Source organism: Cryobacterium sp. Hz9 (assembly GCF_004402825.1).
Classification (GTDB): Bacteria; Actinomycetota; Actinomycetes; order Actinomycetales; family Microbacteriaceae; genus Cryobacterium; species Cryobacterium gelidum.
Genome location: NZ_SOFC01000014.1, coordinates 73,104 through 98,057 on the forward strand (window position 1 = coordinate 73,104; position 24,954 = coordinate 98,057).

Annotated in this window: 24 protein-coding genes and 1 tRNA gene; 10 read left to right on the forward strand and 15 right to left on the reverse strand. The window is 65.6% G+C overall.

What is annotated here, in order from left to right:
• Window positions 1-30 precede the first annotated feature (30 nt).
• Entirely contained in the window at window positions 31-327 is a 297-nt protein-coding gene (locus E3N85_RS07155) for a DUF3263 domain-containing protein (RefSeq protein WP_134461366.1), read from the reverse strand.
• A gap of 249 nt (window positions 328-576) precedes the next feature.
• On the opposite strand from E3N85_RS07155, the gene msrB reads away from it, so the two are divergent.
• Entirely contained in the window at window positions 577-978 is a 402-nt protein-coding gene (msrB, locus tag E3N85_RS07160; RefSeq protein WP_134461369.1) for a peptide-methionine (R)-S-oxide reductase MsrB, read from the forward strand.
• 4 nt (window positions 979-982) lie between these two features.
• Window positions 983-1,564, forward strand: coding sequence for a nitroreductase family protein (locus E3N85_RS07165; RefSeq protein WP_241978362.1), 582 nt, complete (start codon window positions 983-985; stop codon window positions 1,562-1,564).
• 13 nt (window positions 1,565-1,577) lie between these two features.
• On the opposite strand, the gene E3N85_RS07170 is transcribed toward E3N85_RS07165, so the two are convergent.
• From E3N85_RS07170 to E3N85_RS07185, 4 genes are all read right to left on the reverse strand, one after another.
• Window positions 1,578-2,576, reverse strand: a complete 999-nt coding sequence (locus E3N85_RS07170; protein ID WP_134461372.1) for a DMT family transporter — start codon at window positions 2,574-2,576, stop codon at window positions 1,578-1,580.
• 189 nt (window positions 2,577-2,765) lie between these two features.
• Complete coding sequence (locus E3N85_RS07175) at window positions 2,766-4,361, reverse strand: ABC-F family ATP-binding cassette domain-containing protein (protein ID WP_134461375.1); 1,596 nt, start codon at window positions 4,359-4,361, stop codon at window positions 2,766-2,768.
• A 235-nt stretch (window positions 4,362-4,596) separates the two neighbouring features.
• Window positions 4,597-4,672, reverse strand: a tRNA-Thr gene (locus E3N85_RS07180).
• Between the two features lie 126 nt (window positions 4,673-4,798).
• Entirely contained in the window at window positions 4,799-5,722 is a 924-nt protein-coding gene (locus E3N85_RS07185) for a thioredoxin domain-containing protein (RefSeq protein ID WP_134461378.1), read from the reverse strand.
• A 220-nt stretch (window positions 5,723-5,942) separates the two neighbouring features.
• Here E3N85_RS07185 and E3N85_RS07190 point away from each other — a divergent pair, with 220 nt between their 5' ends.
• Window positions 5,943-7,040 carry an ABC transporter ATP-binding protein gene (locus E3N85_RS07190; protein ID WP_134461381.1) on the forward strand — a complete coding sequence of 366 codons (1,098 nt, stop codon included), beginning with the start codon at window positions 5,943-5,945 and terminating at the stop codon, window positions 7,038-7,040.
• 67 nt (window positions 7,041-7,107) lie between these two features.
• Window positions 7,108-8,418 (forward strand): DUF4032 domain-containing protein, encoded by a 1,311-nt coding sequence (locus E3N85_RS07195; RefSeq protein WP_134461384.1) that lies wholly within the window; start codon window positions 7,108-7,110, stop codon window positions 8,416-8,418.
• Window positions 8,419-8,510: 92 nt separating this feature from the next.
• Here the strand turns inward: E3N85_RS07195 and rlmB are convergent, their stop codons facing one another.
• The 4 genes from rlmB to E3N85_RS07215 all read right to left on the reverse strand — a co-directional run bounded on the left by rlmB (window position 8,511) and on the right by E3N85_RS07215 (window position 13,163).
• Entirely contained in the window at window positions 8,511-9,653 is a 1,143-nt protein-coding gene (rlmB, locus tag E3N85_RS07200; protein ID WP_134461387.1) for a 23S rRNA (guanosine(2251)-2'-O)-methyltransferase RlmB, read from the reverse strand.
• Window positions 9,653-11,068: a cysteine--tRNA ligase gene (gene cysS, locus E3N85_RS07205; RefSeq protein WP_134461390.1), complete on the reverse strand. Its 1,416-nt coding sequence runs from the start codon at window positions 11,066-11,068 to the stop codon at window positions 9,653-9,655. Before cysS ends, rlmB begins: the two co-directional genes overlap by 1 nt.
• Complete coding sequence (ispD, locus tag E3N85_RS07210; protein WP_134461393.1) at window positions 11,065-12,558, reverse strand: 2-C-methyl-D-erythritol 4-phosphate cytidylyltransferase; 1,494 nt, start codon at window positions 12,556-12,558, stop codon at window positions 11,065-11,067. Before ispD ends, cysS begins: the two co-directional genes overlap by 4 nt.
• A 122-nt stretch (window positions 12,559-12,680) precedes the next feature.
• A complete protein-coding gene (locus tag E3N85_RS07215) occupies window positions 12,681-13,163 on the reverse strand; it encodes a CarD family transcriptional regulator (RefSeq protein WP_134461396.1) in 483 nt (160 codons plus the stop codon).
• A gap of 176 nt (window positions 13,164-13,339) precedes the next feature.
• Here E3N85_RS07215 and E3N85_RS07220 point away from each other — a divergent pair, with 176 nt between their 5' ends.
• Window positions 13,340-13,903, forward strand: coding sequence for a hypothetical protein (locus E3N85_RS07220; RefSeq protein ID WP_134461399.1), 564 nt, complete (start codon window positions 13,340-13,342; stop codon window positions 13,901-13,903).
• 62 nt (window positions 13,904-13,965) lie between these two features.
• Here E3N85_RS07220 and E3N85_RS07225 read toward each other — a convergent pair whose 3' ends face one another.
• Together E3N85_RS07225 and E3N85_RS07230 are read right to left on the reverse strand one after the other, a co-directional pair.
• Window positions 13,966-14,649: a response regulator transcription factor gene (locus E3N85_RS07225; RefSeq protein WP_134461401.1), complete on the reverse strand. Its 684-nt coding sequence runs from the start codon at window positions 14,647-14,649 to the stop codon at window positions 13,966-13,968.
• Window positions 14,646-15,836 carry a cell wall metabolism sensor histidine kinase WalK gene (locus E3N85_RS07230; protein WP_134461404.1) on the reverse strand — a complete coding sequence of 397 codons (1,191 nt, stop codon included), beginning with the start codon at window positions 15,834-15,836 and terminating at the stop codon, window positions 14,646-14,648. Before E3N85_RS07230 ends, E3N85_RS07225 begins: the two co-directional genes overlap by 4 nt.
• A gap of 180 nt (window positions 15,837-16,016) precedes the next feature.
• Between E3N85_RS07230 and phoU the strand changes: the two genes are divergently transcribed.
• Window positions 16,017-16,673, forward strand: coding sequence for a phosphate signaling complex protein PhoU (gene phoU / locus E3N85_RS07235; protein ID WP_134461407.1), 657 nt, complete (start codon window positions 16,017-16,019; stop codon window positions 16,671-16,673).
• Window positions 16,674-16,734: 61 nt separating this feature from the next.
• On the opposite strand, the gene E3N85_RS07240 is transcribed toward phoU, so the two are convergent.
• The 4 genes from E3N85_RS07240 to E3N85_RS07255 all read right to left on the reverse strand — a co-directional run bounded on the left by E3N85_RS07240 (window position 16,735) and on the right by E3N85_RS07255 (window position 19,961).
• Complete coding sequence (locus E3N85_RS07240) at window positions 16,735-17,487, reverse strand: phosphoglyceromutase (protein ID WP_134461410.1); 753 nt, start codon at window positions 17,485-17,487, stop codon at window positions 16,735-16,737.
• Between the two features lie 29 nt (window positions 17,488-17,516).
• Window positions 17,517-18,737, reverse strand: coding sequence for a folate-binding protein YgfZ (locus E3N85_RS07245; protein ID WP_134461413.1), 1,221 nt, complete (start codon window positions 18,735-18,737; stop codon window positions 17,517-17,519).
• Window positions 18,738-18,878: 141 nt separating this feature from the next.
• Window positions 18,879-19,565, reverse strand: coding sequence for an FABP family protein (locus E3N85_RS07250; RefSeq protein ID WP_134461415.1), 687 nt, complete (start codon window positions 19,563-19,565; stop codon window positions 18,879-18,881).
• Between the two features lie 129 nt (window positions 19,566-19,694).
• A complete protein-coding gene (locus E3N85_RS07255; RefSeq protein WP_134461418.1) occupies window positions 19,695-19,961 on the reverse strand; it encodes a hypothetical protein in 267 nt (88 codons plus the stop codon).
• Between the two features lie 72 nt (window positions 19,962-20,033).
• On the opposite strand from E3N85_RS07255, the gene E3N85_RS07260 reads away from it, so the two are divergent.
• From E3N85_RS07260 to E3N85_RS07275, 4 genes are all read left to right on the forward strand, one after another.
• Entirely contained in the window at window positions 20,034-20,726 is a 693-nt protein-coding gene (locus E3N85_RS07260) for a response regulator transcription factor (protein ID WP_134461421.1), read from the forward strand.
• A complete protein-coding gene (mshD, locus tag E3N85_RS07265) occupies window positions 20,695-21,570 on the forward strand; it encodes a mycothiol synthase (protein WP_166783892.1) in 876 nt (291 codons plus the stop codon). Before E3N85_RS07260 ends, mshD begins: the two co-directional genes overlap by 32 nt.
• A 133-nt stretch (window positions 21,571-21,703) precedes the next feature.
• The gene (locus E3N85_RS07270; RefSeq protein ID WP_134461427.1) at window positions 21,704-23,878 is read left to right on the forward strand and encodes an RNA degradosome polyphosphate kinase; all 2,175 of its coding nucleotides are present in this window, start codon (window positions 21,704-21,706) and stop codon (window positions 23,876-23,878) included.
• Window positions 23,878-24,819, forward strand: coding sequence for an NUDIX hydrolase (locus tag E3N85_RS07275; RefSeq protein ID WP_134461430.1), 942 nt, complete (start codon window positions 23,878-23,880; stop codon window positions 24,817-24,819). Before E3N85_RS07270 ends, E3N85_RS07275 begins: the two co-directional genes overlap by 1 nt.
• Window positions 24,820-24,954 lie beyond the last annotated feature (135 nt).

A 24,954-nucleotide genomic window follows, 5' to 3' on the forward strand; every position in this document is an offset into this window, starting at 1 on the left:
GCCGGTTTGCGGGCTGAAAGCGGTAAGTGCCTAGTCCTGTGCGGGCATGGACCGTCTGGCGCGTGCTTCGGATCGCACGGAACGCATGCGCTGCAGCCGGTTGACCAGCATCGGGTCAAAGGCAAGGGCCAGCGGTGAATCGACCAGTGCCCCCAACAGTTGATAGTACCGGGCAGCCGAGAGGCCGAAGGTGGCGCGGATCGCCTCTTCCTTCGCACCGACGTGCCGCCACCATTGCCGTTCAAAGGCGAGCACGGCTTGATCACGCTCGCTCAATTGCGCCGGGGCGGTGGCGCTGGGGGCAGCGGCGGGTGTTCGCTCACTCATTGGTGTATCACTCCCCAGACAGGTTTTACGGCTTATCCGCCAGGTTCATCCTATTTGGGAGCGGCTGCATGTTGCCCCGGCACGCCCGGCACGCCGCAGCCGAGGACTGCGTGGCGGTCGCACGGTGTGGAGTGAGCGCCGTGCAAACGCTACGAAACGGCCGCTGTCGAAATGCACGCGGGGCCGCACGAGTTTAGGCTGGGTAGATATCATCCGTATCCGCGCGGCTGGAATGAAAGGACGTCCACCATGGACTACGCAATCAAGAAGTCGAACAGCGAGTGGCGCTCCGAACTGGGCGACGAAAAATTTGCTGTGCTGCGCGAGGCCGGCACTGAGCGCCCCGGAACGGGCAAGCTGCTCGACGAGAGAAGGGCTGGCGTGTACACCTGCGGCGCCTGCAACGCGGAGCTGTTCCAGAGTGGCACCAAGTTTGATTCCGACTGTGGCTGGCCGAGCTTCTACGAGTCCGTGCGGCCCGAAGCGGTCGAACTTCTCGAAGATCGCTCGCTCGGCAGCGTGCGCACCGAGGTGCGTTGCGCGAACTGCGGCTCGCACCTGGGCCACGTTTTTCCCGACGGATTCGGCACCCCGACCGGCGATCGCTACTGCATGAACTCGATCTCGCTCAATTTCACGCCCGCCGAGTAAAGCGGTGAGCCAGCCTCCCCCAACAACGGATGTTGCCACCTCTTTGGTCTTCCAGGCCGTCAATTGCCGGCGCAGCTACTCCAAAGTGACGGCGCTGGCACCTACTCGGGCCGAGCTGCTACCCCTGGTGGCGGCCGCGGCGCGGGTGGCCGATCATGGCGCACTACGGCCATGGCGCCTGATCGAATTGCGCGGCTACGCGCGGGAGCGGCTGGGAGCAGCGTTTGTGGCGGCATCCGCTTGTGACGGTACTGAGGCCATCAAACTGGCCGGCAAGCCGCTGCGAGCGCCGCTGCTGATTGCCGTCGTCGCGTCGCGGCGGGTGAGCGACAAAGTTGCCCACTGGGAACAGGATGCCGCCGCTGCGGGCGTCGCGCACCTGCTCACGCTGCTCCTCGACGACGCCGGCTGGGGTGCGATGTGGCGCACCGGGTCCCTCGTGCGCACCAAAGCCGTGCGCACGCTGCACGCCCTCGCCGACGATGAAGAGCTGCTCGGGTGGCTGTATGTCGGCGGCATTCCGGCGGACTGCAAGCCTGGTGTGCGGCTGTCGATCGATCCCGGGGAGTTTCTCGGGGTTCTGTAGGCTGGCGCGGGTCTTACGGGCGGGCGTGGCCGGGGTGGCGCCAGCGCACCGCGGCGATGACGACGGCCACAAGGGCGAGCGCGGTGCCGCCAATGGTCGTCAAGCCGAGTGGATGCCCCGGCGTTGGGGCGAGCAGATCCAGCGCGAGGGCGCAGACCAGCTGGCCCGCCACGATGCACAAGCCGAGCATGAGCACCCCCGTGGTGCGCACGACGAGCGCGGCCCCGGCGATGAAGATACAGCCAATGAGACCGCCGGTATAGAGCCACGGGTTGCCGGGCAGGTCGAGCGCGAAACCGACCAGCAGGCCCTGCACGAGCGCGGCGAGCACGAGGGCGATGGTCCCGGTGAGAAAGTTCAGAAAGGTCGCCGTCAGCGCGCTCTGCGCGGTGACCCGCACCTGGCCGTTGACGGCCTGCTGCCAGCCCTGGCCGATGCCGGCGATCAGCGGCAGCCCGAGCAACCAGAGCGCATCGCTGCCGCGCAGTTCGCCGCTCACGGTGACGGCGACGGCAATCAGGGCGAGCAGCGCACCGACGATTTTGGATGCGTGCAGCGGCCGGCGCCCGCCCGGGCCGATACCGAAGCGGTCCATCAGCACGCCGCTCACGGTCTGGCCGGCCACAACCGCGACGGTGAACAGGGCGATGCCCAGCGGCGCGGCGACGAGGCCCTGCGACAGCACGAACAGTGCGCCGGCCAGTCCGCCGGACAGGTGCCACCAGGACAGGTGTTTCGCCGAGACAGCGCGCGCGACGAGCTGAAGGCCGCGGCGTCCACGGCGGAACACGATCAGGCCGAGGCTGAGAATGATCAGGCCGGAGCCGAAGGAGATGACGGCGGCGGTGAATCCGTTGCCGATTTGATGCCCGAGTTCGCCGTTCACCCGTGATTGCACGGCGTACAGCGCGCCGATCAACACCGAGACGATGAGGGCCAGCCAGACCGGGGCCGCGGATGCCGCGAGCGCGGCCGACGCATCCGTGCGGGTGCGTGCTCGGGGCTGGGTCACGTGGTAATACTACGAGACAGCCGTGCTCGGCGCGTCGACAGGGGTTGCTGGCGGGCTCCCCGGGCTACGGTATGTACAGCCCGGGCTTGTGCTGGGCTGCTGGGGCTTTGGCGAGGGCGCAGTTCTCTCGTGCGCCGGGCAGGCCAGCCTGCGCCCAGCCCACTCGGGGTAGTCGCCAGGGCGCGGCCGCTACGCGGCGCGCATTTCGATTTCGCCGGGGGCGGCTCCCTCTCTGCCGAAGACGAGGCGACGATTGGCGATCTTGTCGGTGAAGAAACGGTCGTGGCTGACGACCACGACGGCGCCCGGGAAGTGCACGAGTGCGCGTTCCATCACCTGGGTGCTCGACATGTCGAGGTGATTGGTCGGTTCGTCGAGCAACAGCACCGAGGCGCCGGAGAGCAGGCACTGGGCCATGGCGACGCGGGCGCGCTGGCCGCCTGACAGGTTGCCGATCTTCTGTTTCAGGTCGGCCTCGCTGAACTGGAACATGGTCAAAAAGCGGTTGACCGATTTCTTGGTCGCGGTGAGGGCGAGGCTGCCGGGCATGGCGTTGACGGCGTGACTCACGGTGTCGCTCTCGTCGAGTTCGGCGAGGATCTGGTTGTACGAGACGACGCCGGCGCCACTGGCCCAGGCTACGTCGCCGTGGTCGGCCGTCTCCTCGCCCGTGAGCACGCGCAGCAGGGTGGTTTTGCCGCTGCCGTTACTGCCGAGCACGACGATGCGGTTGCCACGCCGAACCTCAAAGCTGAGGTTCGCGAACAACACCTTGTCGCCGTAGCTCTTGGCGAGGCCGTCGACCCGGCAGAGCACATCCTTCACGTGCAGGTTTCCGTAGATCTCGGTGATGATCTGGTCGACCGGGCGCGGCGTCCGCGACTTCTTGATGTGCGCGAGCTGGTTGCCGAGCTGGCGGCTCTCGGCTTTGGCGGCCTCGCGGCGGTCGGCGATGCCCTCGGCTTCGAAGGCGAGCAGCTCGGATTCGTGCACAAACTGCGCCTCGAGGGTCTTGAGCCGAAACTGCTTCTGCACGATGTATTCACCGAAGTTGCCGGGATATTCGTGCAGGTGAAAGTTCTCAACCTCGATGATGCGGGTGACGACGGCGTCGAGAAACTTGCGGTCGTGCGAGACGACGATGGCAGCGCCCTTGAAGCTCTTGAACCAGGCTTCGAGCCACTCGACGCCGGCCACGTCGAGATAGTTGGTGGGCTCGTCGAGCAGCAGCACGTCGGGGGCCTCGAGCACGATCTTGGCCAGGGCTGCACGGTTGCGCCAACCGCCGGAAAGCTCATCGATGGCACAGACTCGGTGTGCCTCGTTGAATCCGAGGGTGGTCAGGGCGGTGTCGATGTGGCGTTTGTAATCCCAACCGTCGAGCCGGTCCATCTCTTCGAATAGCTCGCCCTGGCGACTGATCAGCCGGTCCAGCTCGACGCTGGCCGAGGAATCGAGGGCAATCGCCGCGTCGATTGCGGCGAGTTCGGCCTCGACTGCCTTCACGGCCACGAACAGCGCGTCGAGTACCTCGGTAATGGTCAGCTCGCCATTGAGCTCGGAGAACTGGGAGAAGTAGCCGACGGTGATTCCCTCGTCGAGGGTGACCTCACCGGTGTCGGGCGAGACCTGATCGAGGATGAGTTTGAGAATGGTGGACTTGCCGGAGCCGTTCTTGCCGATCAGACCGACGCGGTCGCCGGGTTCGAGACGAAAGAACGCTTCGCGCAGAATCTGTGTGTTCTCCAAGCGAATACTGACGTCGTTCAGCCGGATCAGGCTCATGCGTGTGCGTCCTCTCATTGCGCGCCCCCGCGCGTGAGCGGGCAGCCGCTCGTACAATCCCAGCCTTCAGTCTACGTCTCGGACCCGCTGGGCAGCCCGCGCCCGTTTTCGATGGTGGTTAGACGGCACGTGTTCGGAACCGGCCCACGTGTGCAGCGAACACCCGCGCATCAAGCGGATGCCAGGACGCGGGCAGAGAGAAACCCCCTGGATTCCGTTCGGGAGCAGGGGGTCGTGGGGCCGGCCACGGGACTTGAACCCGTAACCCCCACTTTACAAGAGTGGTGCGCTACCAATTGCGCCAGGCCGGCATGAGGCACGCGGGCCTCAGGAGACCATCCTAAATCATTTCCAAGCCCTCGCCGCCACCGGCGCCGGCGGCGCGGATGCGCGCGGCACGAGGCGGCGCATCCGCTTCAGCGAGCTACCGGTGCCAGCTACGGGGCCGGCGTCGCGGGGGTGGGCCTCGGCGTCGACGTCGACGTGGAGTAGGTCTCGCCGAGGGCCTGCTGCACGAAGGACGCGAACTCCTTCGGGTCGTCGAACGAGCCGGTGTACGGTTTGCCATTGACCAGGATGGTGGGCGTTCCGATGATGGACTCAATCGAGGAGTTGGGGATCGGGCCGGCAGTCGAGCGGTCGGTGGCTGCCTCGACCCACGACTCGTACGTGCCGTCGTCGATGCAGGAGTTGATGCTGGACAGCGCTTCGCTCACGCCGGAATCCGTAACGACATTCTTGAGCTCGTCGTTGCTGCGGCCGGGCGAGGTCTCCTTCGGCTGATCAACGAACAGGGCGGAGCTGAAGGCAAAGAAATCGTCGGGCGAATAGTTGGCAACGCAGGCCGACGCGTTCGCAGCCCGCAGGGAGTACTTGGTGCCGGCGGACTTGTTCGCAAGAATGGCGATCGGGTGGATTTCAACAGTCGCCGCACCGGAGTCAACCCACTGGGCGATCTGCTCGGTGTTGGCGTCTTCGAAGTCGGCGCAGAGCGGACACAGGTAGTCGACGTACAGGCGGATGTTCGCGACGGCACCGGTGGGATCAGCTTCGGACGGCCGCGGATTGGCGTCGGGCTGCAGCGCGGGCGTTCGGGCGGTGACCAAACCCTCGCCGATGAGCGCACCGTCACTGGCCATATTTTTGGGGCCGGGACCGGCCGGTTTGATCGAGTTCACAATAACAAGGGCGACCAGAACGACAATGGCGACGGCAGCGATTGCCATGCCGCCCTGCAGAAAGACCTTGTTGCGGCGGTCCTTCTTCTTTTGGCTGACTCGAAGCTCCTTGGCCTTCACCCGGGCGGCGTCGCGCCGGCGGCTCCTGGAAGGGCTACTGTCGCTGGGTCCGCCAATAGGCATAAAAAATCGCTTTCGAGAAGTGGAGGCGCGCATGAACGCGCCCATGAAATAGTAGATGCCCTGACTGTGAAACGACCAAACGGGGGGCACGCTGACGACCAAGCCGGGCACCCGTCGTGTAATAATAGGGCGGTCGGGTACTGACTCCGGTCGGCAAACGACGCATAAATCCTATTCACAACGGATCGTCCGGCACGTTCCTGCCGGTGAAGGAGTAATCATGGCTTCAGTGACCTTTGACAAGGCAACCCGGCTCTACCCGGGTTCCACCCGACCGGCTGTTGACCAGCTCGACCTTCAGGTCGCCGATGGCGAATTCCTGGTTTTGGTCGGCCCGTCCGGCTGCGGAAAGTCCACCTCCCTGCGGATGCTTGCCGGCCTCGAAGAGGTCAACGACGGCAATATTCTCATCGGTGAGCGCAATGTGACCGACGTGCCGCCGAAGGACCGCGACATCGCCATGGTCTTTCAGAACTACGCGCTGTACCCGCACATGACCGTCGCCGAGAACATGGGCTTCGCGCTCAAGATCGCCGGCATCAACAAGGACGAGCGTGCCGCCCGCGTGCTCGAAGCAGCCAAGCTGCTCGACCTGGAGCCGTACCTCAGCCGCAAGCCGAAGGCGCTCTCCGGTGGTCAGCGTCAGCGCGTTGCCATGGGCCGCGCGATCGTGCGCCAGCCGCAGGTGTTCTTGATGGATGAGCCGCTCTCGAACCTCGACGCCAAGCTGCGCGTGCAGACGCGTACGCAGATCGCTTCGCTGCAGCGCCGCCTCGGCGTCACGACCGTCTACGTGACCCACGACCAGACCGAGGCGCTCACCATGGGTGACCGGATTGCGGTGCTGAAGGATGGCATCCTGCAGCAGGTCGGTTCGCCCCGGGACCTGTACGCGAAGCCGCAGAACGTGTTCGTGGCCGGCTTCATCGGCAGCCCCGCGATGAACCTGTTCCTCGCGGACACCGTTGACGGCGGCATCAAGTTCGGCACCGCGACCGTGCCCGTGCAGCGCGAGACACTCGCCAGCTCAACCGGCAAGAAGGTCACCGTGGGAATCCGTCCGGAGGACATCCAGATGTCGTCCACCGCCGGCGACGGCCTGCAGATCGAGGTCGACCTGGTCGAAGAACTCGGCGCCGACGGCTACCTCTACGGTCACTCCACGATCGAGGGCAAGCGCACCGACATCGTCGCTCGCGTCGACGGCCGCTCACACCCGAACGCCGGCGAGACCGTCTACCTCACGGCCACGCCGAATCACCTGCACGTGTTCGACGCCGAAACCGGCCTGCGCCTCGGCGGCGCCGTCACCGACTAATCGGTTTTCTGAACGGCTGGAGGGATTCGCTTCCTCCAGCCGTTTTCTCGTCAGTTAGGGTCAAATTATGAGCGGTTCCCTCAACATCATCGCGGCCACGGCCGACCCGGCCCTACTCGACCTGCCGTGGCAGTTGCCCCTCGATGCCTGGCCGAACGAGAACATCGCCTCGCTGCCCAAGGGCATCTCCCGCCACCTCGTGCGGTTCGCGCACCTGAGCGGGCGGGTGGTCGCCATCAAGGAGACCACGAGCGAGATGGCCTCGCGCGAATACGACATGCTCCGCACCCTGGCCAACCTCGAAATTCCCTGCGTCGAGCCGGTCGCCGTGATCACGAACAGAACGGATGCCGAGCTCGATCCGCTCAATTCGGTTCTGGTCACCCGTCACCTGAAGTTCTCCCTCCCCTACCGCGCCCTGTATTCGCATGCCCTGCGCCCGGACACGGCCACCCGGCTGGTCGACGCTCTCGCTGTGCTCCTGGTGCGGCTGCATATGATTGGGTTCTTCTGGGGCGACGTCTCACTCTCGAACACGCTGTTCCGGCGCGACGCCGGCGCGTTCGCCGCCTATCTCGTCGATGCCGAAACCGGGCAGTTGTACTCCGGCGGGCTCTCGAACGGGCAGCGCGAGAACGACCTCGAGATTGCCCGGGTCAACATCGCCGGCGAACTCATGGACCTTGAAGCCGGCGGCCGCGTTGCCGACGAGCTCGACCCGATTCGGGTCAGTAACGGTATCGTCGCCGCCTACCGCCTGCTCTGGAAGGAACTCACCGGCTCGGAATCGTTCTCGAACTCGGAGCGTTGGCGCATCACGCAACGGGTGGAACGTCTCAACGACCTCGGCTTCGATATCGAGGAACTCGCGATCAAGACCGACAGCGCTGGCAGCAAGGTGCACATTCAGCCGAAGGTCGTCGATGCCGGGCATCATCAGCGTCGGCTGCTGCGCATGACCGGGCTCGACGCCGAAGAGAACCAGGCACGCCGGCTGCTGAACGACCTCGACTCCTACCGCGCGGCCTACGGCGACCCCGGTGCCGACGAGGAGATGGTGGCGCACGAGTGGCTCGTGCGGGTGTTCGAGCCGGTGGTGCGGGCAATTCCCGAAGATCTACGAGGCAAGCTCGAGCGGGCACAGGTGTTTCACCAGCTGCTCGATCACCGCTGGTTTATGGCGCAGAACCAGTCGCGGGACATTCCGCTCGCCGAAGCCGTGACGAGCTATGTGCAGGACGTGCTGCGGCACCGCCGCGACGAGGCGACCGTGATCGATCCGCTTACCGGCGCCATCACGCTGCCAATTCGCACGCAGCTAAACGACGACACCGGCGCGGACCCCGACGATGCCGACGACTGGATGCTCAAGGTTTAGCCCCCGTCGGGCACGGCGGTGCTTCGCGGCCCAAACCCGGCCGCTACCGGCACCGGGCCGATACCGGCACCGGGCGGCCGCTGAGCGAAACGTTAGAGCTTCGCGGCCTGCTTCGCAAGCTTGATTTGGGCACGGAGACGGGCTACCTCGTAGAGCGTGACACCGGCGGCGATTCCGGCATTGAGCGACTCGGTGGCGGCGCTGATTGGAATCGAGACGATCGCGTCGCAGGTCTCGGTCACGAGGCGGGACAGGCCCTTGCCCTCGCTGCCGACGACGATCACGATCGGGCGCTCGGCGAAGCCGGTGCCGAGGTCGGGCAGCGACACGTCGCCGTCGCCGTCTAGACCGAGCACGAACACACCCTGCGCCTTGAGCGCCTTGAGCGTCTGGGTGAGGTTGCTCGCCATGGCGACGGGCGTGCGGGCCGCGGCGCCGGCGCTGGTCTTCCAGGCCGAGGCGGTCACGCCGACGGAACGACGCTGCGGCACGATGATTCCGTGGCCGCCGAATGCAGCGGTCGAACGGATGATCGCGCCCAGGTTGCGGGGGTCGGTGATGCCGTCGAGGGCCACGAACAACGGCTTGTGGCCACGGCTGATGGTGAGCTCGAGCAGCTCCATCGGGTGCGCGTACTCGTAGGAGGGCACCTTGAGCGCGAGTCCCTGGTGCACGGCGTCGCGGCCGGCGAGGCGGTCCAGTTCGGGGCGCATGACCTCGAGAATCGGGATGTTGCGGCTCGTCGCCATCAACAGCACCTCTTTGACCCGCTCATCCATTTCGATGCGTGCCGCGATATAGAGGGTCAGCGCGGGGATCTTCGCGCGCAGCGCCTCCAGCACCGAGTTACGGCCGGTGACAATTTCGTGCTCGTCGATCTGCTTGGCCCGACGCGTCGAGGATCCGCCGCCCCCGGTGTTGCCGGTGCCGCGCTGGGGCGCACCCTGCGAGGCGCCGCGGGCGCCACCACGAGCTGCTCCGGCGGGGCCGCCGCGGGCGCCACCACGGTTGCTGGTCGCATCCGCTGCCGGGCGAGAGTTGAAGCCGCCGGCCGCGGTGAAACGATCGGCGGCCGCCTTGCGCTTGCCGGCGGGGTGGTACGGACGGTCTTCGGCCTTGGGCGTGGGCTTCTTGCCCTCGAGTGCCTGACGGCCCTGGCCGCCAGAGCCGACCTGGGCTCCACGGCTGCCCTTACGCACCGATCCGGTGCGCGATTTGCGGTCTAAGTTCTTCATCAGTCAAAGCTCCAATGGGCACCCGACGGGGTGTCTTCGATGGTAATTCCGGCGGCGACGAGTTCGTCCCGGATTCGGTCTGCGGCCGCATAGTCGCGGTTTTCCCTGGCAAGGTTGCGGTCGCCGAGCAGCCGCTCGACCAACGCACTCAGGGCCACCATGGCCGGTTCGTCCGTCGCCACGGCCCAGCCGGGCGACAAAGGATTGATTCCCAGCACTTCGCTCATCGCCAGTACTGCACTGCGAGCGGATGCTGCCGCGTGCAGGTCTTCGGCATCCAGCGCGGCGTTACCGGCGCGCACGGTGTCGTGAAGCACGCCGAGGGCCTGCGGAACGGCCAGGTCGTCGTCCATGGCCGCGGCGAAATCATCCGGCACGATCTCGACCCCGCTCCCGGCGAACCGGGTGCCAGCGAGCCGGCGGTCGGCACGGTCGAGAAAACTTTCGACGCGTTCCAAGGCCGCTTCGGCCTCGGCCAACGACCCGTCGTTGTAGTCGATGGTCGATCGATAGTGGGCGGCACCGAGAAAATAGCGCACGACGATGGCGCGGGCCTGGTCGAGCAGTTCGACCGCGAAGACCGAGTTGCCGAGCGACTTGGACATCTTCTGCCCGTTCACGTTGACCAGGCCGTTGTGCACCCAGTAGTTCGCGAAATCATTGCCGGCCGCGTTCGACTGGGCGAGCTCGTTCTCGTGGTGCGGAAAGCGCAGGTCGAGGCCGCCGCCGTGAATGTCGAAGTGGTCGCCGAGGTAGCGCGCGGCCATGGCCGAGCACTCGATGTGCCAGCCGGGGCGGCCCTGGCCCCACGGCGAGGCCCAGGCGGCCGAGGTCGGTTCTCCGGCCTTGTAGCCCTTCCACAGGGCGAAGTCGCGCACGTCACGCTTGGCGCGCGGGGAGGCATCCGTTGCCGCCTCCATATTGCCGCGCGCCTGATGGGTGAGGGCACCGTAGGCCCCCCAGCTCGCGCTGTCGAAGTAGACGTCCCCGGACTGGTCGGGGGCGGCGTAGGCGTGGCCACGCTCGATCAGCGTGCCGATGAGGGTCTGCATCTCGGTGATACTCGCGGTCGCGCGCGGCTCGTAGGTGGGGGCGAGAATGCCGAGGCGCTGATAGCCCGCGGTGAACTCGAGCTCGAAGCGGTAGGCGAGGGCCCACCACTGCTCATTCGAGCCCTGCGCGTTGATCAAAATTTTGTCGTCGATGTCGGTGACGTTGCGCACGAAGGTGACGTTCATGCCGCGGTAGCTGAGCCAGCGGCGCAGCTGGTCGTAGACCAGAGCGCTGCGCAGGTGGCCGATGTGCGGGCTGGACTGCACGGTGGGTCCGCACACGTACATCGAAACCTGACCCGCTTCGAGGGGGACAAAGTCACGCAAGGCCTGCGCCTTCGAATCGTACAATTGCATGGTCACGCCTCCCAGTTTAGGTCAGGGGTCAGACCCGGCTCGGGCGTGCGTGCAGGCGCGGGCGGCTGAACCGCGGGAGGGGCGGGGTAGAGCAGTGCTGTCGCCGTCGCTGCCACCCCCTCGCCGCGGCCGGTGAAGCCGAGCGCGTCCGTCGTGGTTGCGGAAATATTGACCGGAGCCGAGAGGATGCCGGCGAGTCGCGTTTCGGCTTCGCCCCGACGCGGGGTGAAGCGGGGGCGGTTGCCGATGATCTGCACCGAGACATTGCCAACGAGGTAGCCGGCGGCGGCCACGAGGCGCACGGTTTCGGTGAGGAAGACGTCACCGTGTGCACCGCTGAACCGGGGGTCGGCCGTGCCGAAGATGCTACCGATATCGCCGAGGCCGGCAGCGCCGAGCAACGCGTCGCAGATGGCGTGGGCTGCGACATCGCCATCGCTGTGTCCGCTGAGGCCTCGCTCCCCCGGCCAGTACAGGCCAGCCAGCCACAGTTCGGTCCTACTGTCTGAGGCGAAGGCGTGCACGTCGAGGCCCGTGCCGATGCGCGGAAGGAGCGCGGCTGGCGCGGCAGCTGGCCCATCACTGGCAGGCGCGTCGGTGCCGGGGCCGACCGAGGCGTCCGCGGAATGAGTGGTGGTCGCAGCTGCGTGCAGGATGACCTCAGCACGTTCGAGATCTTCGGGGGTCGTGATCTTGAAGGCGAGCGGGTGGCCGGGAATAACGTTCACCGGAAGTCCGGCGTCGGCGACGAGGGCGGCATCGTCGGTAAGGGCTTCGAACCGGCCGTTCTGCAGGGTCCAGGCGCGGGCGTCCGCGAGCATTGCGCGGGGAAAGCCCTGCGGAGTCTGCCCGGCGGACAGCTCGGAACGGTCGACTGTGCCGAGAATGGCGCCGGAGTCTGCGACCCGCTTGATGGTGTCGACCACCGGCAGCCCCGGGATGATGCCGTGCCCGGTGGAGCGCACCGCGTCGACGACGTCGTCACAGAGCGCGGCGGGCGTGAGGGCGCGCGCGGCGTCGTGAACGAGCACGATGTCGACGCTCGGCAGCAGTGCGTCCATGCCCAGCTCTACCGAGTCCTGGCGGGTGCGCCCGCCAGCGACGATGGTGACCGTGCGCGAAGGCACCGGGCTGCTGGTGGGAGCGGCACCGGTCGACTCGGTGCTGGACGCGGCAGCGGCCAGCACGTCGTGCCGACGAGCAGCCTGGGCGGCGATGACACGGGCGTCCGATACCCGGTCACCGGGGGCGACCACAATGATCTGTACGAGTTCACGCATACCGAAAATGGTGTCCAGGGCGTGGCTGAGCAGCGGGCGCATCTGCAGCAGAACGAATGCTTTGGGTTCAGCGTTGCCGAGGCGAGTTCCACTGCCAGCGGCGACGATAATGACGGCAGCGCTGGGCGGTGCGACGTCGACCGGGAGAGTGCTGAAAACGGGTTCGACTCCATCGCTCGGGAGGGGCGCGGCCGGCGGCACGAGGGGATCAGTCATATCTGGAGGGTATCTATCTGGGGATCGAGCTGGACTGCACGCTGGGTACGAACATGCGAGAGGCGGCGCCTCTCGGCGCCGCCTCTAACGAAGCAATGAGATGAGCTGGGTAGCTCGGCAGTTTAGGAAGCGAGGACTTCGTCGAGCACGGTGGATGCCTGCTCTTCATCAGTCTTTTCGGCCAAGGCCAGCTCGCTGATGAGAATCTGGCGAGCTTTGGCGAGCATGCGCTTTTCACCGGCTGACAGGCCGCGGTCCTGGTCGCGACGCCACAGATCGCGCACGACCTCTGACACCTTGATGACATCACCACTGGCCAGTTTTTCCAGGTTGGCCTTATAGCGACGGGACCAGTTGGTCGGCTCCTCTGTGAACGGTGCGCGTAGAACCTCGAAGACCTCGTTGAGGCCTTCCGGACCGATCACATCACGAACGCCAACGAGGTCGACGTTCTCGGCGGGAACCTCGATGGTGAGGTCGCCCTGGGTGACATTCAGCTTGAGGTACAGCTTCTCTTCACCCTTGATGATGCGGGTTTTCACCTCGGTGATCATCGCAGCGCCGTGGTGGGGATAAACGACGGTTTCGCCAACCTCAAACAGCATGGATAATCCCTTCGCCGATTGCTAGGGTACCACAGCGACGAGGTGCTACAGTACGCGCGCCCCCGCGAGGCGCGGCAGAAACAATCGTGCGCCCGGACTCGCCGCTAAGCTAGAGGCAAAGTGAATTCTGCAGCGTCGACCCACCGTCGAACGCTGCTTCAGTAAGTGGAGGTCTTGTGAGAGCGCGCATCGCTGCATCCGTTGTATTGGCGGCTGGCATTCTGTTGGGCACGAGCGCGTGCGGATTCTTCGCAGCGCCAGCCACCTCGATTGCCTACAACGCGAGTGACGGTGTGAGCGGGGATGTGGGTCAGATCCACATCCGCAACGCTCTGCTGCTCTCGACCGACGGCGAACTAGCCAGTTTGATCGTCTCCGTCGTCAACACCACGGACACGCTGCAGAGCCTGCTCGTGCAGTACGAGTCGAGCACCGGCACGGTTTCGCAGGACGTTCCCGTTGAGGCCAACACGACAGTTACGCTCGGCACCGATGGCGCCGCCTCGGTGGTGCTGGAAAACATGAACAGTCAGCCAGGCTCGCTGTTCCCGGTGTTCTTCCAGTACGGCGAAGAGACCGGCACCGAACTCCTGGTGCCCGTTCTCTCCGGTTTGCAGAGTGAGTACTCGACTTTGCTGCCGACGCTCGCACCGACCCTGACCCCGTCAGAGACGCCGTCAGAGACGCCGTCAGAGACGCCGACTGAGACGCCGACCCCGTCGGCAACACCCTCCGCGTAACCCACAGCAGACAGCTCAGGCCGCCGCCCCTTCGGGATCGGCGGCCTGTCTCGTTCCTGCCGTCAGGCTTCGAAGCGGTAGCCGAGGCCCCGTACCGTAACGAGCATGACCGGCTCAGAAGGTGCAGCCTCGATGCGCGAGCGGATGCGTTTGATATGCACGTCGAGCGTCTTCGTGTCACCGAAGTAGTCGGTGCCCCAGACCCGGTCGATGAGCTGGCCGCGCGTGAGCACCCGCCCGGCGTTCCGCAGCAGGAATTCGAGCAGCTCGAACTCCTTCAACGGCATGTTCACGAGCTCGCCGGAGACCGTCACGGCGTGCCGTTCCACATCCATACGCACCGTGCCGGCCGTGAGCATGCTGTCCACGTCGGTCGCGCTCTGATCCTCATGCCGACGCAGCACCGCGCGAATGCGGGCGACCAGTTCGCGGGTGGAATACGGCTTGGTGACATAGTCGTCGGCGCCGAGTTCGAGACCAACGACGATGTCGACCTCGGAATCTTTTGCGGTGAGCATGATGATGGGCACGGTCGACCGGGTGCGAATCTCCCGGCACACCTCCGTGCCCGGAATGCCGGGCAGCATGAGATCGAGCAGGATCAGGTCGGTGCCGTTCTGGTCGAACTCATTGATCGCGCCCGGTCCATCTTCGGTGACGACGACCTCATAGCCCTCACGTTCGAGCAAAAAGCTCAACGGTTCGCTCAAGGCGCTCTCGTCTTCAACCAAGAGGATGCGTGTCATAGTTTGTCTCCTGCGGCCGCACGAGCAGCCGGTCGCGTTTTGTTCGGGGGTGGTTCGGTGTTGGGGTGCGCCGCCTCGGGGAGGCGGATGGTGAAGGTGGAGCCGCTGCCGGGCTGCGACCAGACGCGGATGTCGCCGCCGTGGTTCTGCACGACATGCTTGACGATGGACAGGCCGAGGCCCGTGCCACCGGTGTGCCGGGACCGGGCCTGGTCGACGCGGAAGAAACGTTCAAACACGCGGTCGAGGTCGGCTTCCTGAATGCCGACGCCCTGGTCGGTTACCGTGATCTCGACAATGCCCTTCTGCAGGCGCACGCCGACGCCGACCCGCGACCCCTCTAAGGAGTAGTTCACCGCGTTCGCGACGAGGTTGTGCACCGCGACGGTGAGCAGGGCTTCGTCACCGAAGACCCGGGCGCCGGACTTCTTACCGATCACGATCGTGATGCACTCGGCCTCGGCGACGACCCGGCTCTGGTCGACCGCGGCAGCGACGATGTCGTCGACACTGAGATTTTCCGGTTCGGCGAGGGCATCCTGCGCCTGCAGCCGAGACAGTTCGATGATCTCCTGGGTGAGGCGGCCCAGTCGGGCCGACTCCGTCGTCAACCGGTTGGCGAAACGGCGAACCTGCTCCGGCTCATCTGCTGCCTTATCGAGCGCCTCGGCGAGCAGGCCGACGGACGCGATTGGGGTTTTGAGCTCGTGGCTGATGTTGGCCACGAAGTCGCGGCGCACCTCATCGAGGCGAAACGCCTCGGTGCGGTCCTCCGCCAGCAGCAGCACGTAGCGGGTGCCGAGCCGGGCCAGGCGCACCCGAAAGCGCATGCTCGCGTCACCGAACGGGCCGCGGGACAGCACGAGGTCTTCGGAGATGGGCTCGCCGGTCAGGCGCACTCGGCGAGCGAGTTCGAGCAGTTCGGGGTGCACAACCTGCTGGTTCCAGACCAGGCCGAGAGTCAGGGCGCCCGGGCTGGTTTTGATGACGTTGTTCGACGGGTCGAGCACGACGCCGGCGGTCTCGAGGGCGTCGAGTACCTGGTCGATACCGTCAGGCACAGCGGGATTGACCACCTCGGAGGCGCGACGCCCGTGACGCTCTGCGACGTGCAGCAGCGACACGAACCCGGCACCGACACCGAGCCCGAGTGCCAGCGACAGCAACACCAGCCACGTCGATTCCATCTCTACAGATTACTGAAAGTCTGCGGCCGTCGTTCACAGCGCACCTGCGCCGCGCCCTGTACTTTAGAAAGTGTTCAAGTGGGCGGCACCTGCCGTTAACCTGATTTCGACAACATAAACCGGTGGCCAAGGTTGGCTGCATAGATCGTGCGTGTTCGCGCGGCCGGAAGGATCACCCCCATGCGCGACGTATTCCAACAAGAACTCGCCGAAGTGCAACAGCGACTCGTCGATATTTCGCGTCTCGTCGCGATCTCGATGGACAAGGCCACCCGCGCCTTCAACGAGAGTGACGTGAGCCTCGCCGAAGAGGCCATCACCGAAGACGAGAAGATCGACGAACTCTCGGTCGAGCTCGACGAACTCGCCATCACCATCCTCGCCCGCCAGCAGCCGGTCGCTCGCGACCTGCGCATCGTCGTCAGCGCCCTGCGTATCAGCGCCTCCCTCGAGCGGATGGGCGACCTCGCCACACACATCGCCCAGCTGGCCCGCTACCGTTTTCCCGACAAGGTCATTCCCAAGGGGCTACGCAGCACGTTTGCCCAAATGGGTGCACTCGATGTGGTCATCGCGAACATGCTCACGGAGCTACTCACCCACCAGGACCTGCAGCTCGCCGACAGGATCCGCAACGAAGACGACAAGGTCGACGCCCTGCACCTCAGCGTGTTCGACGCCGTTCTCGGCGAAACCTGGAAGGGTCTCGCCGCCGACACCGTCGACGCAACCCTGGCCAGTCGGTACCACGAACGTTTCGCCGACCACGCGGTCTCCATTGCGAAGAAGGTTCAGTACCTCGCCACCGGCGCCTGGCACCAGGACGACAACGTCTGACTTCTGCGCGAAAAAGGCTCCGTAGCGTGTGTTCTCGGGGCCTTTTTCGTTGGCGGGCTGACTACTTCTTGTTGCCCTGAGCGGCGACGGCGGCCGCGCCGGCCGCCGCGGCCGCCGGGTCCAAGTACTGGCCGGGGCGCAGCGGCATGAGGTCTTCGCCGAGGTGGTAGACCAGCGGGATTCCCGTGGGAATGTTCAGCTCAGCGATGTCGGCGTCGCTGATCCCGTCGAGGTGCTTCACCAGGGCACGCAGGGAGTTGCCGTGCGCGGTGACCAGTACGGTTTTGCCCGCGCGGAGGTCTGGCGCGATATCGGACTGCCAGTAGGGCAGCATCCGCTCGACAACATCTTTGAGGCATTCGGTGCGGGGCAGGTCCGGGCCCAGGTCGGCGTAGCGGGCGTCGTGCGCCTGCGAGAACTCGGAGTCGTCGGCGAGCACTGGCGGCGGGGTGTCGTAGGACCGGCGCCACAGCATGAACTGTTCCTGGCCGAACTTGGCCTGGGTGGCCGCTTTGTCGAGTCCCTGCAACCCGCCGTAGTGGCGTTCGTTGAGGCGCCAGGAGCGCTTCACCGGGATCCACAAGCGGTCCGCTTCCTCGAGTGCGAGGTTCGCGGTCTGGATGGCGCGGGAGAGCAGGCTGGTGTGCAGCACGTCGGGCAGCAGGCCGGCATCCTTCAGCAGCACCCCGGCGCGCGCGGCTTCGGTGGCGCCCTGCTCGCTCAGGCGAACATCTACCCAGCCGGTGAACAGGTTCTGCTGGTTCCAGGTGCTTTGGCCGTGGCGGAGGAGGACGAGTGTGTAGGGGGCAGACATGTGCCCACTCTATCGAGCAGGGGGTGAATTCAATGACCGGGGGTGCGGATGCCGAGGCGGGGCAGCCGGGGGATGTCGGCGACGGATCCGGCCGATTGCGGCACGATAACCTCCTGGCTGGCCGAGATGAGGATTCCCGCGGACTCGACATAGAGCGTCGACGTGGCCGGGATAGTGCGCTTGATCACGGCGAGCGCTATCGGTCCGAGTTCATAGTGGATGGCACTCGAGGTGATGGCGCCGACGGTGACCCGCTCAGCGTCACCTTCCGGCCTGACGCGGTCGGCCTGCACCGGGTCGCCGGGGGCAGGCAGCACGCCCTCGGATCCGTCGAGGTGCAGCATGACCAGGCGGCGCGGCGGGTGGCCGAGGTTGTGAACCTTCGCCACTGTTTCCTGCCCGCGGTAGCACCCCTTACTGAGGTGCACGGCGGTGCGGAGCCAGTCCAGCTCGTGCGGGATGCTCTTCTCATCGACCTCGCGGGCCCGCCGCGGACGCCAGGCCGCGATGCGCAGCGCCTCCAGCGCGAGAAGACCGGCAGGGGTGACAGAGCGGGGTGACGCGGATGTGGCCGCTCCAACGGTGAGGGCCCCGGCGGCGAGGGCGTCGCGCAGGGCGGCAAGGCTGGCGCGGGGAACGAGGGTCTCGGTGTAGGTCCAGTGGGTTGCGGGATGCTCGGGCGTTTCGGCGTACTGGTACCCACCGCGGGCCACCACGGCCCACGGGTCGCGCCAGGTCAGCGGTACCTCGTTGGGAGCGGCGGCGCTGATTCCAACGGAGGCGGGGGCATTCGTCATGGCGCCGATCGTGGCGTAGGTGAGGGTGTGGTCGACGACCTGCACGCGCAGCATGAACTTCATTCGGTCGAGAAACTTCTGCAGGCCGGGCAGTTCGGCGGCCTCGACGAGGAGCCAGGTTTCAACGCCGTCGTCGAGCACGCGGATGGCGTATTCGAGGCGTCCGGTGGGGTCGAGCAGCAGCATCTCCGTGGATTCCCCGGCCGCGAGGGTGCGCAGTTCCTGGCTGGCGATCGAATTGAGCCAGGTGAGCCGGTCGGGCCCGGAAACTCCCAGCACGCCGCGGTGCGAGAGGTCGACGATGGAGCGGCCGCCCGCGAGCGAACGCTGCTCGATCATGGGGTTGCCATAGTGCGCGGCGACGCCAGCGTCGATTCCTTCGGCCTGAACCGCGCCGGGCAGGGCCAGCAGCACGGAGGCCGGTGGCGACACGGGAGCTTCGGAGTCAGTCATGTCGCTCAATTCTGCCAACTCGGGTTGAGGGTCGGCGATCGTGCACAAAATCGGGAGTGTGTGTGGGCACGGCTCATTGGTGTCAACAGTACGGTGACCCGATTTATTCGGGCCGGGCACGGGCCGGCCGAGTGACCCGCCTTATTCGACGCGGGCGAGGCGACCGGATGAATGGGTGCGGAGGTCCTGACCGAGGGCGGCGATGTCCCACGCCCAGAGCAGATGGTTGTCGACGAGGCCGTAGAGGCGGGTGGCGGCCGCATATGGTTTGGCACCCACGGTGCGCAGCACGGCATCCGTGGCGAGGTCGATGCGCGGGCCCTTGACCTGACCGAGGTAGAGTTCGGCGACGCCACCGGGATGCACAAGGGTGACCTCGATGTCGAAGCCACCATCACGGTTGCGCAGGGTTTCCACGGCCGCGGCCGAGGTGAACGGGCGCTCCCCTGTGCCGGGCAGCATGCCTGGTCCGGGGTCGCCATCGCCCTGGTGGCGGCTGAGCCGCCAGTAACCGGTTTCGGTGACCAAGGGGAGCTTGTCGCCAGACAGCATTTCGTCGGACAGGCTCGACGCAGAAAGCGCGGGGGCCGCTGCGTCGGCATCCGCTGCTTCAGAAGAAGCAGCGGGCGCGTCGGGCTCGAGCCAGGTGTATGAACTGTAGTTCAGGTGCGGCAGGCCGTCGTGGCTGAAGCTGATTCGATGGCCGAAGGTGCGGCTGACCGACTCGTCGCCGATCTTGTATTCGAGCACACCGGACCCCTCCCAGACTCCGATCAACCAGGAGAGTGGGACGAGTTCGGACGGCAAGCCGACCGGGAGGTCAATCATGCGTGATTACCGCTGCCCCCGGAACAGCTTGAACACGACCATGCCGGATACCCAGGCGATCGACAAGCTGGCCAGCCCGAGCAGGCCCAGGAAGAAAAGTTCAAGTGCTAACAGATCCATGCTACGAGTCTAGTGCGAGAGGTCGAGCAGGGCGACGATGACGGTCGCCATCACGAGAATGACGAGGGCTCCGGTGATGCTGACGGTGACCCGTTTGACGTAGCCCTCTTTACTGCCGGTGGCGATCTGCAGGCCCAGTGTGACGAGGGTGCAGACGGCCAGGGTGAGACCGATCCAGCTGATCGCCGAGGCCTCGGTGGCCAGAAAAGCGGTCAGACTAGCGCCCACAATCGCCAGCAGCCAGACGGTCGCGATCGTTTTCCAGTGCCAGTTCACGTCTCTATTGTGCCTGACCGCCCGCAGTGCATGGCACGCTAGTATGAAACTCGAGATACCTGGAGGGCGCGAGTGGCGCAGTTGTTGATCCTGACCTCGGCGGCCAACAATGACGTACTCCCCGCCCTGGCTTTGCTGTCGCACAGCGCACGGCTGATTCCGGCCCAGGCTGACCAGCTCATCAATGCGCCCGACTCGGACCTTCTTCTCGTTGATGCGCGCAGCAACCTGGCCGCAGCGAAGTCGCTCTGCCAGATTTTGCGCACCATGGACAGCTTTATTCCCCTGCTGCTCGTGATCACCGAAGGAGGACTGGCCGCTGTCAGTCCCGAGTGGGGTGTCGACGACGTCATTCTCGATTCGGCGGGCCCGGCCGAAGTGGATGCCCGCATTCGCCTGACCGCCGGCCGCCTCGCCCGCACGGAGCCGTCGAACACGATTCGCGCGGCCGGGGTCGTCATCGATGAGGCGAGCTATTCCGCGAAGGTGCACGGCAAGCCGCTCGACCTCACCTATAAGGAATTCGAGCTGCTGCGGTTTCTGGCAGCGCACCCGAGCCGGGTGTTCACTCGAGAACAGCTGCTGAGCGAAGTCTGGGGCTACGACTACTTCGGCGGCACCCGCACGGTCGACGTGCACGTGCGGCGCCTTCGGGCCAAGCTCGGCGACCAGGAGTCGCTCATCGGCACGGTGCGCAACGTCGGGTATCGATTCAATGTGCACGAGGAGAACGATGAACGAGTTCCCAATTCTACTCGCGCTTAGTACAGCAGATGCTGCGGCGCTGGCTGCCTTTCACCGGGTCGCCACGGCCGCACAGGCCTTCGACGGGTACGCGCCGTTCAATGAGCAGGCACTGTTCGACCTGCACAGCGGCCGGCGGACTGCCTATTTGGTGCGAACGGAGGAACTCGTCGTGGGGGCGGCGCTCGCCGGGCGCGGGGAAATCGACCTGGTGATCAGCCCGGCGTATCGGCGGCGCGGGTATGGGCGCGCCGCGGCACGCGAACTGGCCGCGACCGAGCCGAACGGCGTGACCGCGTGGTCGCACGGCGATCATCCGGCAGCCCGAGCGCTCGCGCGCGAGCTTCAGTTCGTCGCCGTCCGCACGTTGCTGGAGCTGCGCAAGCCGCTACTCGACACGGAAGCGGGCGCATCCGCTCTGGTCGGGAACGAGCGCATTTCGGCGTTTCGGCCGGGAGTCGACGACGCGGAATGGGTGGCGCTCAACGCCCTCGTGTTTGCGACGCACCCGGAACAGGGCGCGATCACCGAGGCCGACCTCGAGGCGCGGCAGGCCGAGTCGTGGTTCAACGCCGACGACTTTCTCATTCTGCGTGATGAAGGAGGTCGCATGATCGGCTACAACTGGCTCAAGGTCGACGGGGTGATCGGTGAGATCTATGTGGTCGGGGTGCTGGCGGAATCCGCCGGGCGCGGCCTCGGTCGCGTGCTCATGCGAGCCGGACTCGAACGCCTGGCCGACGCCGGCTGCACCACCGCCGCGCTCTACGTGGAGGCCGACAGTGTCGGGCCCGTGCACCTGTATCGGACTCTCGGTTTCGTCGACCACACGGTCGACGTCCAGTACCGCCGCCTGATCGACTGAGTACGTGCGACGCGCAGCCCACAGTTTGCGCCCACGGCCGCGCGGGCCGAAAGGTCGACGGTGTCAAGATAATTTCGCTCGACGTTCACTTCGTTCGTCGCGGCGGCGTGACCAACGGTGTCAGGATGGATAGATGGACGGCGAAATCACCCAGGCAGACTCGGGACTGGGCACAGACTTTGATGACGATTTTGACCCACTTTTCGGAAAACTCGACCCGGCGCTGCCCGACGACCGCTACCTCGACCGTGAGCTGAGCTGGCTCGCCTTCAACCAGCGGGTGCTCGAACTCGCCGAAGACGAAACGCTGCCGGTACTGGAGCGCACGAACTTCCTTGCCATTTTCGCCAGCAACCTCGACGAGTTCTTCATGGTGCGCGTCGCCGGCCTGAAGCGCCGCATCCTCACCGGGCTGGCCGTACCGACCAACGTCGGCCGTGCCCCGCACGACGTGCTCAGCGATATTTCGTCGGCCGCCCACGCTCTGCAGGACCGCCACGCCCTCGCCTTCCAGAACCTCGTGCGGCCAGCCCTCGCCGAGTCTGGGATTGACGTCGTCCACTGGCAGAGCCTCGATGACTCCGATCGTCGTTCGCTCCGTACCTATTTTTCCAACCAGATTTTTCCGGTTTTGATGCCCCTCGCCGTCGACCCGGCGCATCCGTTTCCCTATATTTCGGGCCTGTCGCTCAACCTGGCCGTGCGGGTGCGCAATACCAAAACCGGCAAGCAGGAGTTCGCCCGGCTCAAGGTGCCCCCCATGCTGCCGCGCTTCGTGCGAGTCGACCGCCGGGAGTCGGTTGAGCGCATTCGTTACATCGCGCTCGAAGATCTCATCGCCAACCAGCTCGGCGACCTGTTTCCGGGCATGGAAATTCTGGAACACCACGTATTTCGCGTCACCCGCAACGAAGACGTTGAAATTGACGAAGACGAGACCGAAAACCTGATCAAAGCGCTCGAGAAGGAGCTGCTGCGGCGCCGGTTCGGCCCCCCGATTCGGCTGGAGATCACCGAGGACATGGACGAGGTCACCCTCGGCCTGCTCGTGCGCGAGCTCGACGTGACCGAGCAGGAGGTCTATCACCTGCCAGCACCGCTCGACCTGGGCGGGTTGTTCGACCTGCGCATCGACCGGCCTGACCTGCACTTCGTCAAGCATGTGCCCACCACGGCGGCCCAGCTGCTGCCGAGCGAGCCGAACGCCGAGCAAGACATCTTCGCGGCCGTGGCAAACCATGACGTACTGCTGCACCACCCTTATGAGTCGTTTGCGACGAGCGTGCAGGCGTTTCTGGAGCAGGCCGCGGCCGACCCGAATGTGCTCGCCATCAAGCAGACGCTGTACCGCACGTCGGGCGACAGCCCCATCGTCGAGGCGCTCATCGCCGCCGCTGACAGCGGCAAGCAGGTGCTCGCCCTGGTCGAGATCAAGGCCCGCTTCGACGAGCAGGCGAATATCACCTGGGCGCGCAAGCTCGAAAAAGCCGGCGTGCACGTGGTCTACGGGCTGGTCGGCCTGAAAACGCACTGCAAACTCGCCCTCGTCGTGCGCTACGAGAAGGGCGTGCTGCGGCACTACAGCCACATCGGTACCGGCAACTACAACCCGAAGACCAGCCGTATCTACGAAGACCTCGGCTTGCTGACAGCGGATGCCCAGGTCGGCAAAGACCTCACCCGCCTGTTCAACGAGTTGTCGGGTTATGCCATTGAGAAGAAGTTCAAGCGCCTGCTCGTGGCTCCGCTGCACCTGCGCAAGGCACTGCTCAAGCAGATTCAGGCCGAAACCGATAACGCCCTGCAGGGTAAGACGAGCGGCATCCGTATCAAGGTCAACTCGATGGTCGACGAGGACATCATCGATGCGCTGTACCGGGCCAGCCAGGCCGGCGTGCATGTCGATGTCTGGGTGCGCGGCATCTGCAGCCTCAAGCCGGGGGTTGCTGGCATGAGCGAAAACATCCGGGTGCGGTCTCTTCTGGGCCGGTACCTCGAGCATTCGCGCATCTTCAGCTTTCACAACCTCGGCGAATCGCAGGTGTACATCGGCAGCGCCGACATGATGCACCGCAACCTCGACCGCCGAGTCGAGGCGCTGGTGCGACTGATCGACCCGGAACACCTGGTCGAGATCGAGGCGCTGTTCGAACGCGCCATGGACTCGCGCACCTCCAGCTGGTGGCTCGATGACACCGGCCAGTGGACCCGCCACGACGTTGACGAGCACGGTGTTCACCTCGATGACATGCAGAATCGGCTGATGGCGCAGATCAGCGCGCGCAAGCGGCCGACGGGGCGTCGCTGATGGCGGACAGGACCACGGACGTATACGCCGCCGGAGCTGTCTGTTGGCGCCTGATCGACGGCCGCATGCACGTGCTCCTCATCCACCGCACGATGCACGGCGACGTCACCATTCCCAAGGGCAAGGTCGACCCGGGCGAGACGTTGCCGCGCACCGCGGTGCGCGAGGTCGAGGAAGAGACCGGGCTGGCCGTGGCGCTGGGGGTTCCGCTCGGTATCTCGCATTACAACATGCCGGATGAGCGCACCAAGATCGTGCACTACTGGGCCGCCGAGATCACCCCCGAGGCCATTGCCCGCTCGACGTTCGTACCGAACGGTGAGGTCGCCGCGATCGAATGGGTCACCATTAAAAAGGCGCGCACCTATTTGAGTTACCCGGCCGACGTGCGGATTCTCGAGACGTTCTCGGCCCTCGTCGATGCCGGCGTGACCCGCACGTTCGCCGTCATCGCGCTCCGGCACGGCAAGGCGGCGGCGCGCACCAGCGCCGGGCCAGACGCGCGTCGCCCGCTGACCGCCCGCGGAGTGAAGCAGGCGGCAAGCCTGGTCGACACGATTACTGCGTGGCGGCCGCTGCGCATTATTTCCAGCACGGCAACGCGGTGTGTCACGACGGTGGCGCCGCTGGCTGCCGCAACGGGCATCCCGATCAAGCAGACCGAGTTGATCAGCCAGGACGCTCTTGAGAGCGGTGAAGCTGATGTTCGCGCCGTCGTCGGCAAGCGGGTGCGTGCCCGCAAGACGGCCGTTCTGTGCAGCCACGGACCAGTGCTGCCGGAGATTCTGCGCGAGATCGCCCTGGCCACGGGAAGTCAGACCTCGTCGGCGCTGTTTGACGCCGCGGACCTGGACACCGGCGGGTTTGCGATCGTGCACCTGTCGTCGGAGAACCCGTCCGCGGGCATCCTCGCCATAGAAACATACCCCGCCTCGGCCTGAAGCTCCCGGTCCACCGTTATCGCACGTTTACCTTCTGTTTACCGGAAGGTCGGTCGGCGGTTACTTGACCGGATTAACCTCAAACCGGGCCAGCACCGGCCCCGCACCCGAAATCACAGTCTTCTCAAACCCTCG

Coding starts and splice junctions, on each gene's coding strand:
- E3N85_RS07185 (WP_134461378.1), bottom strand. CDS start 5,722: ATGCCTATTGGCGGACCCAGCGACAGTAGCCCTTCCAGGAGCCGCCGG.
- E3N85_RS07270 (WP_134461427.1), top strand. CDS start 21,704: ATGGACGGCGAAATCACCCAGGCAGACTCGGGACTGGGCACAGACTTT.
- ispD (WP_134461393.1), bottom strand. CDS start 12,558: ATGACTGATCCCCTCGTGCCGCCGGCCGCGCCCCTCCCGAGCGATGGA.
- msrB (WP_134461369.1), top strand. CDS start 577: ATGGACTACGCAATCAAGAAGTCGAACAGCGAGTGGCGCTCCGAACTG.
- E3N85_RS07245 (WP_134461413.1), bottom strand. CDS start 18,737: ATGACTGACTCCGAAGCTCCCGTGTCGCCACCGGCCTCCGTGCTGCTG.
- E3N85_RS07240 (WP_134461410.1), bottom strand. CDS start 17,487: ATGTCTGCCCCCTACACACTCGTCCTCCTCCGCCACGGCCAAAGCACC.
- E3N85_RS07215 (WP_134461396.1), bottom strand. CDS start 13,163: ATGCTGTTTGAGGTTGGCGAAACCGTCGTTTATCCCCACCACGGCGCT.
- E3N85_RS07195 (WP_134461384.1), top strand. CDS start 7,108: ATGAGCGGTTCCCTCAACATCATCGCGGCCACGGCCGACCCGGCCCTA.
- rlmB (WP_134461387.1), bottom strand. CDS start 9,653: ATGAAGAACTTAGACCGCAAATCGCGCACCGGATCGGTGCGTAAGGGC.
- E3N85_RS07230 (WP_134461404.1), bottom strand. CDS start 15,836: ATGGAATCGACGTGGCTGGTGTTGCTGTCGCTGGCACTCGGGCTCGGT.
- mshD (WP_166783892.1), top strand. CDS start 20,695: ATGAACGAGTTCCCAATTCTACTCGCGCTTAGTACAGCAGATGCTGCG.
- E3N85_RS07155 (WP_134461366.1), bottom strand. CDS start 327: ATGAGTGAGCGAACACCCGCCGCTGCCCCCAGCGCCACCGCCCCGGCG.
- E3N85_RS07175 (WP_134461375.1), bottom strand. CDS start 4,361: ATGAGCCTGATCCGGCTGAACGACGTCAGTATTCGCTTGGAGAACACA.
- E3N85_RS07190 (WP_134461381.1), top strand. CDS start 5,943: ATGGCTTCAGTGACCTTTGACAAGGCAACCCGGCTCTACCCGGGTTCC.
- E3N85_RS07225 (WP_134461401.1), bottom strand. CDS start 14,649: ATGACACGCATCCTCTTGGTTGAAGACGAGAGCGCCTTGAGCGAACCG.
- E3N85_RS07250 (WP_134461415.1), bottom strand. CDS start 19,565: ATGATTGACCTCCCGGTCGGCTTGCCGTCCGAACTCGTCCCACTCTCC.
- E3N85_RS07275 (WP_134461430.1), top strand. CDS start 23,878: ATGGCGGACAGGACCACGGACGTATACGCCGCCGGAGCTGTCTGTTGG.
- phoU (WP_134461407.1), top strand. CDS start 16,017: ATGCGCGACGTATTCCAACAAGAACTCGCCGAAGTGCAACAGCGACTC.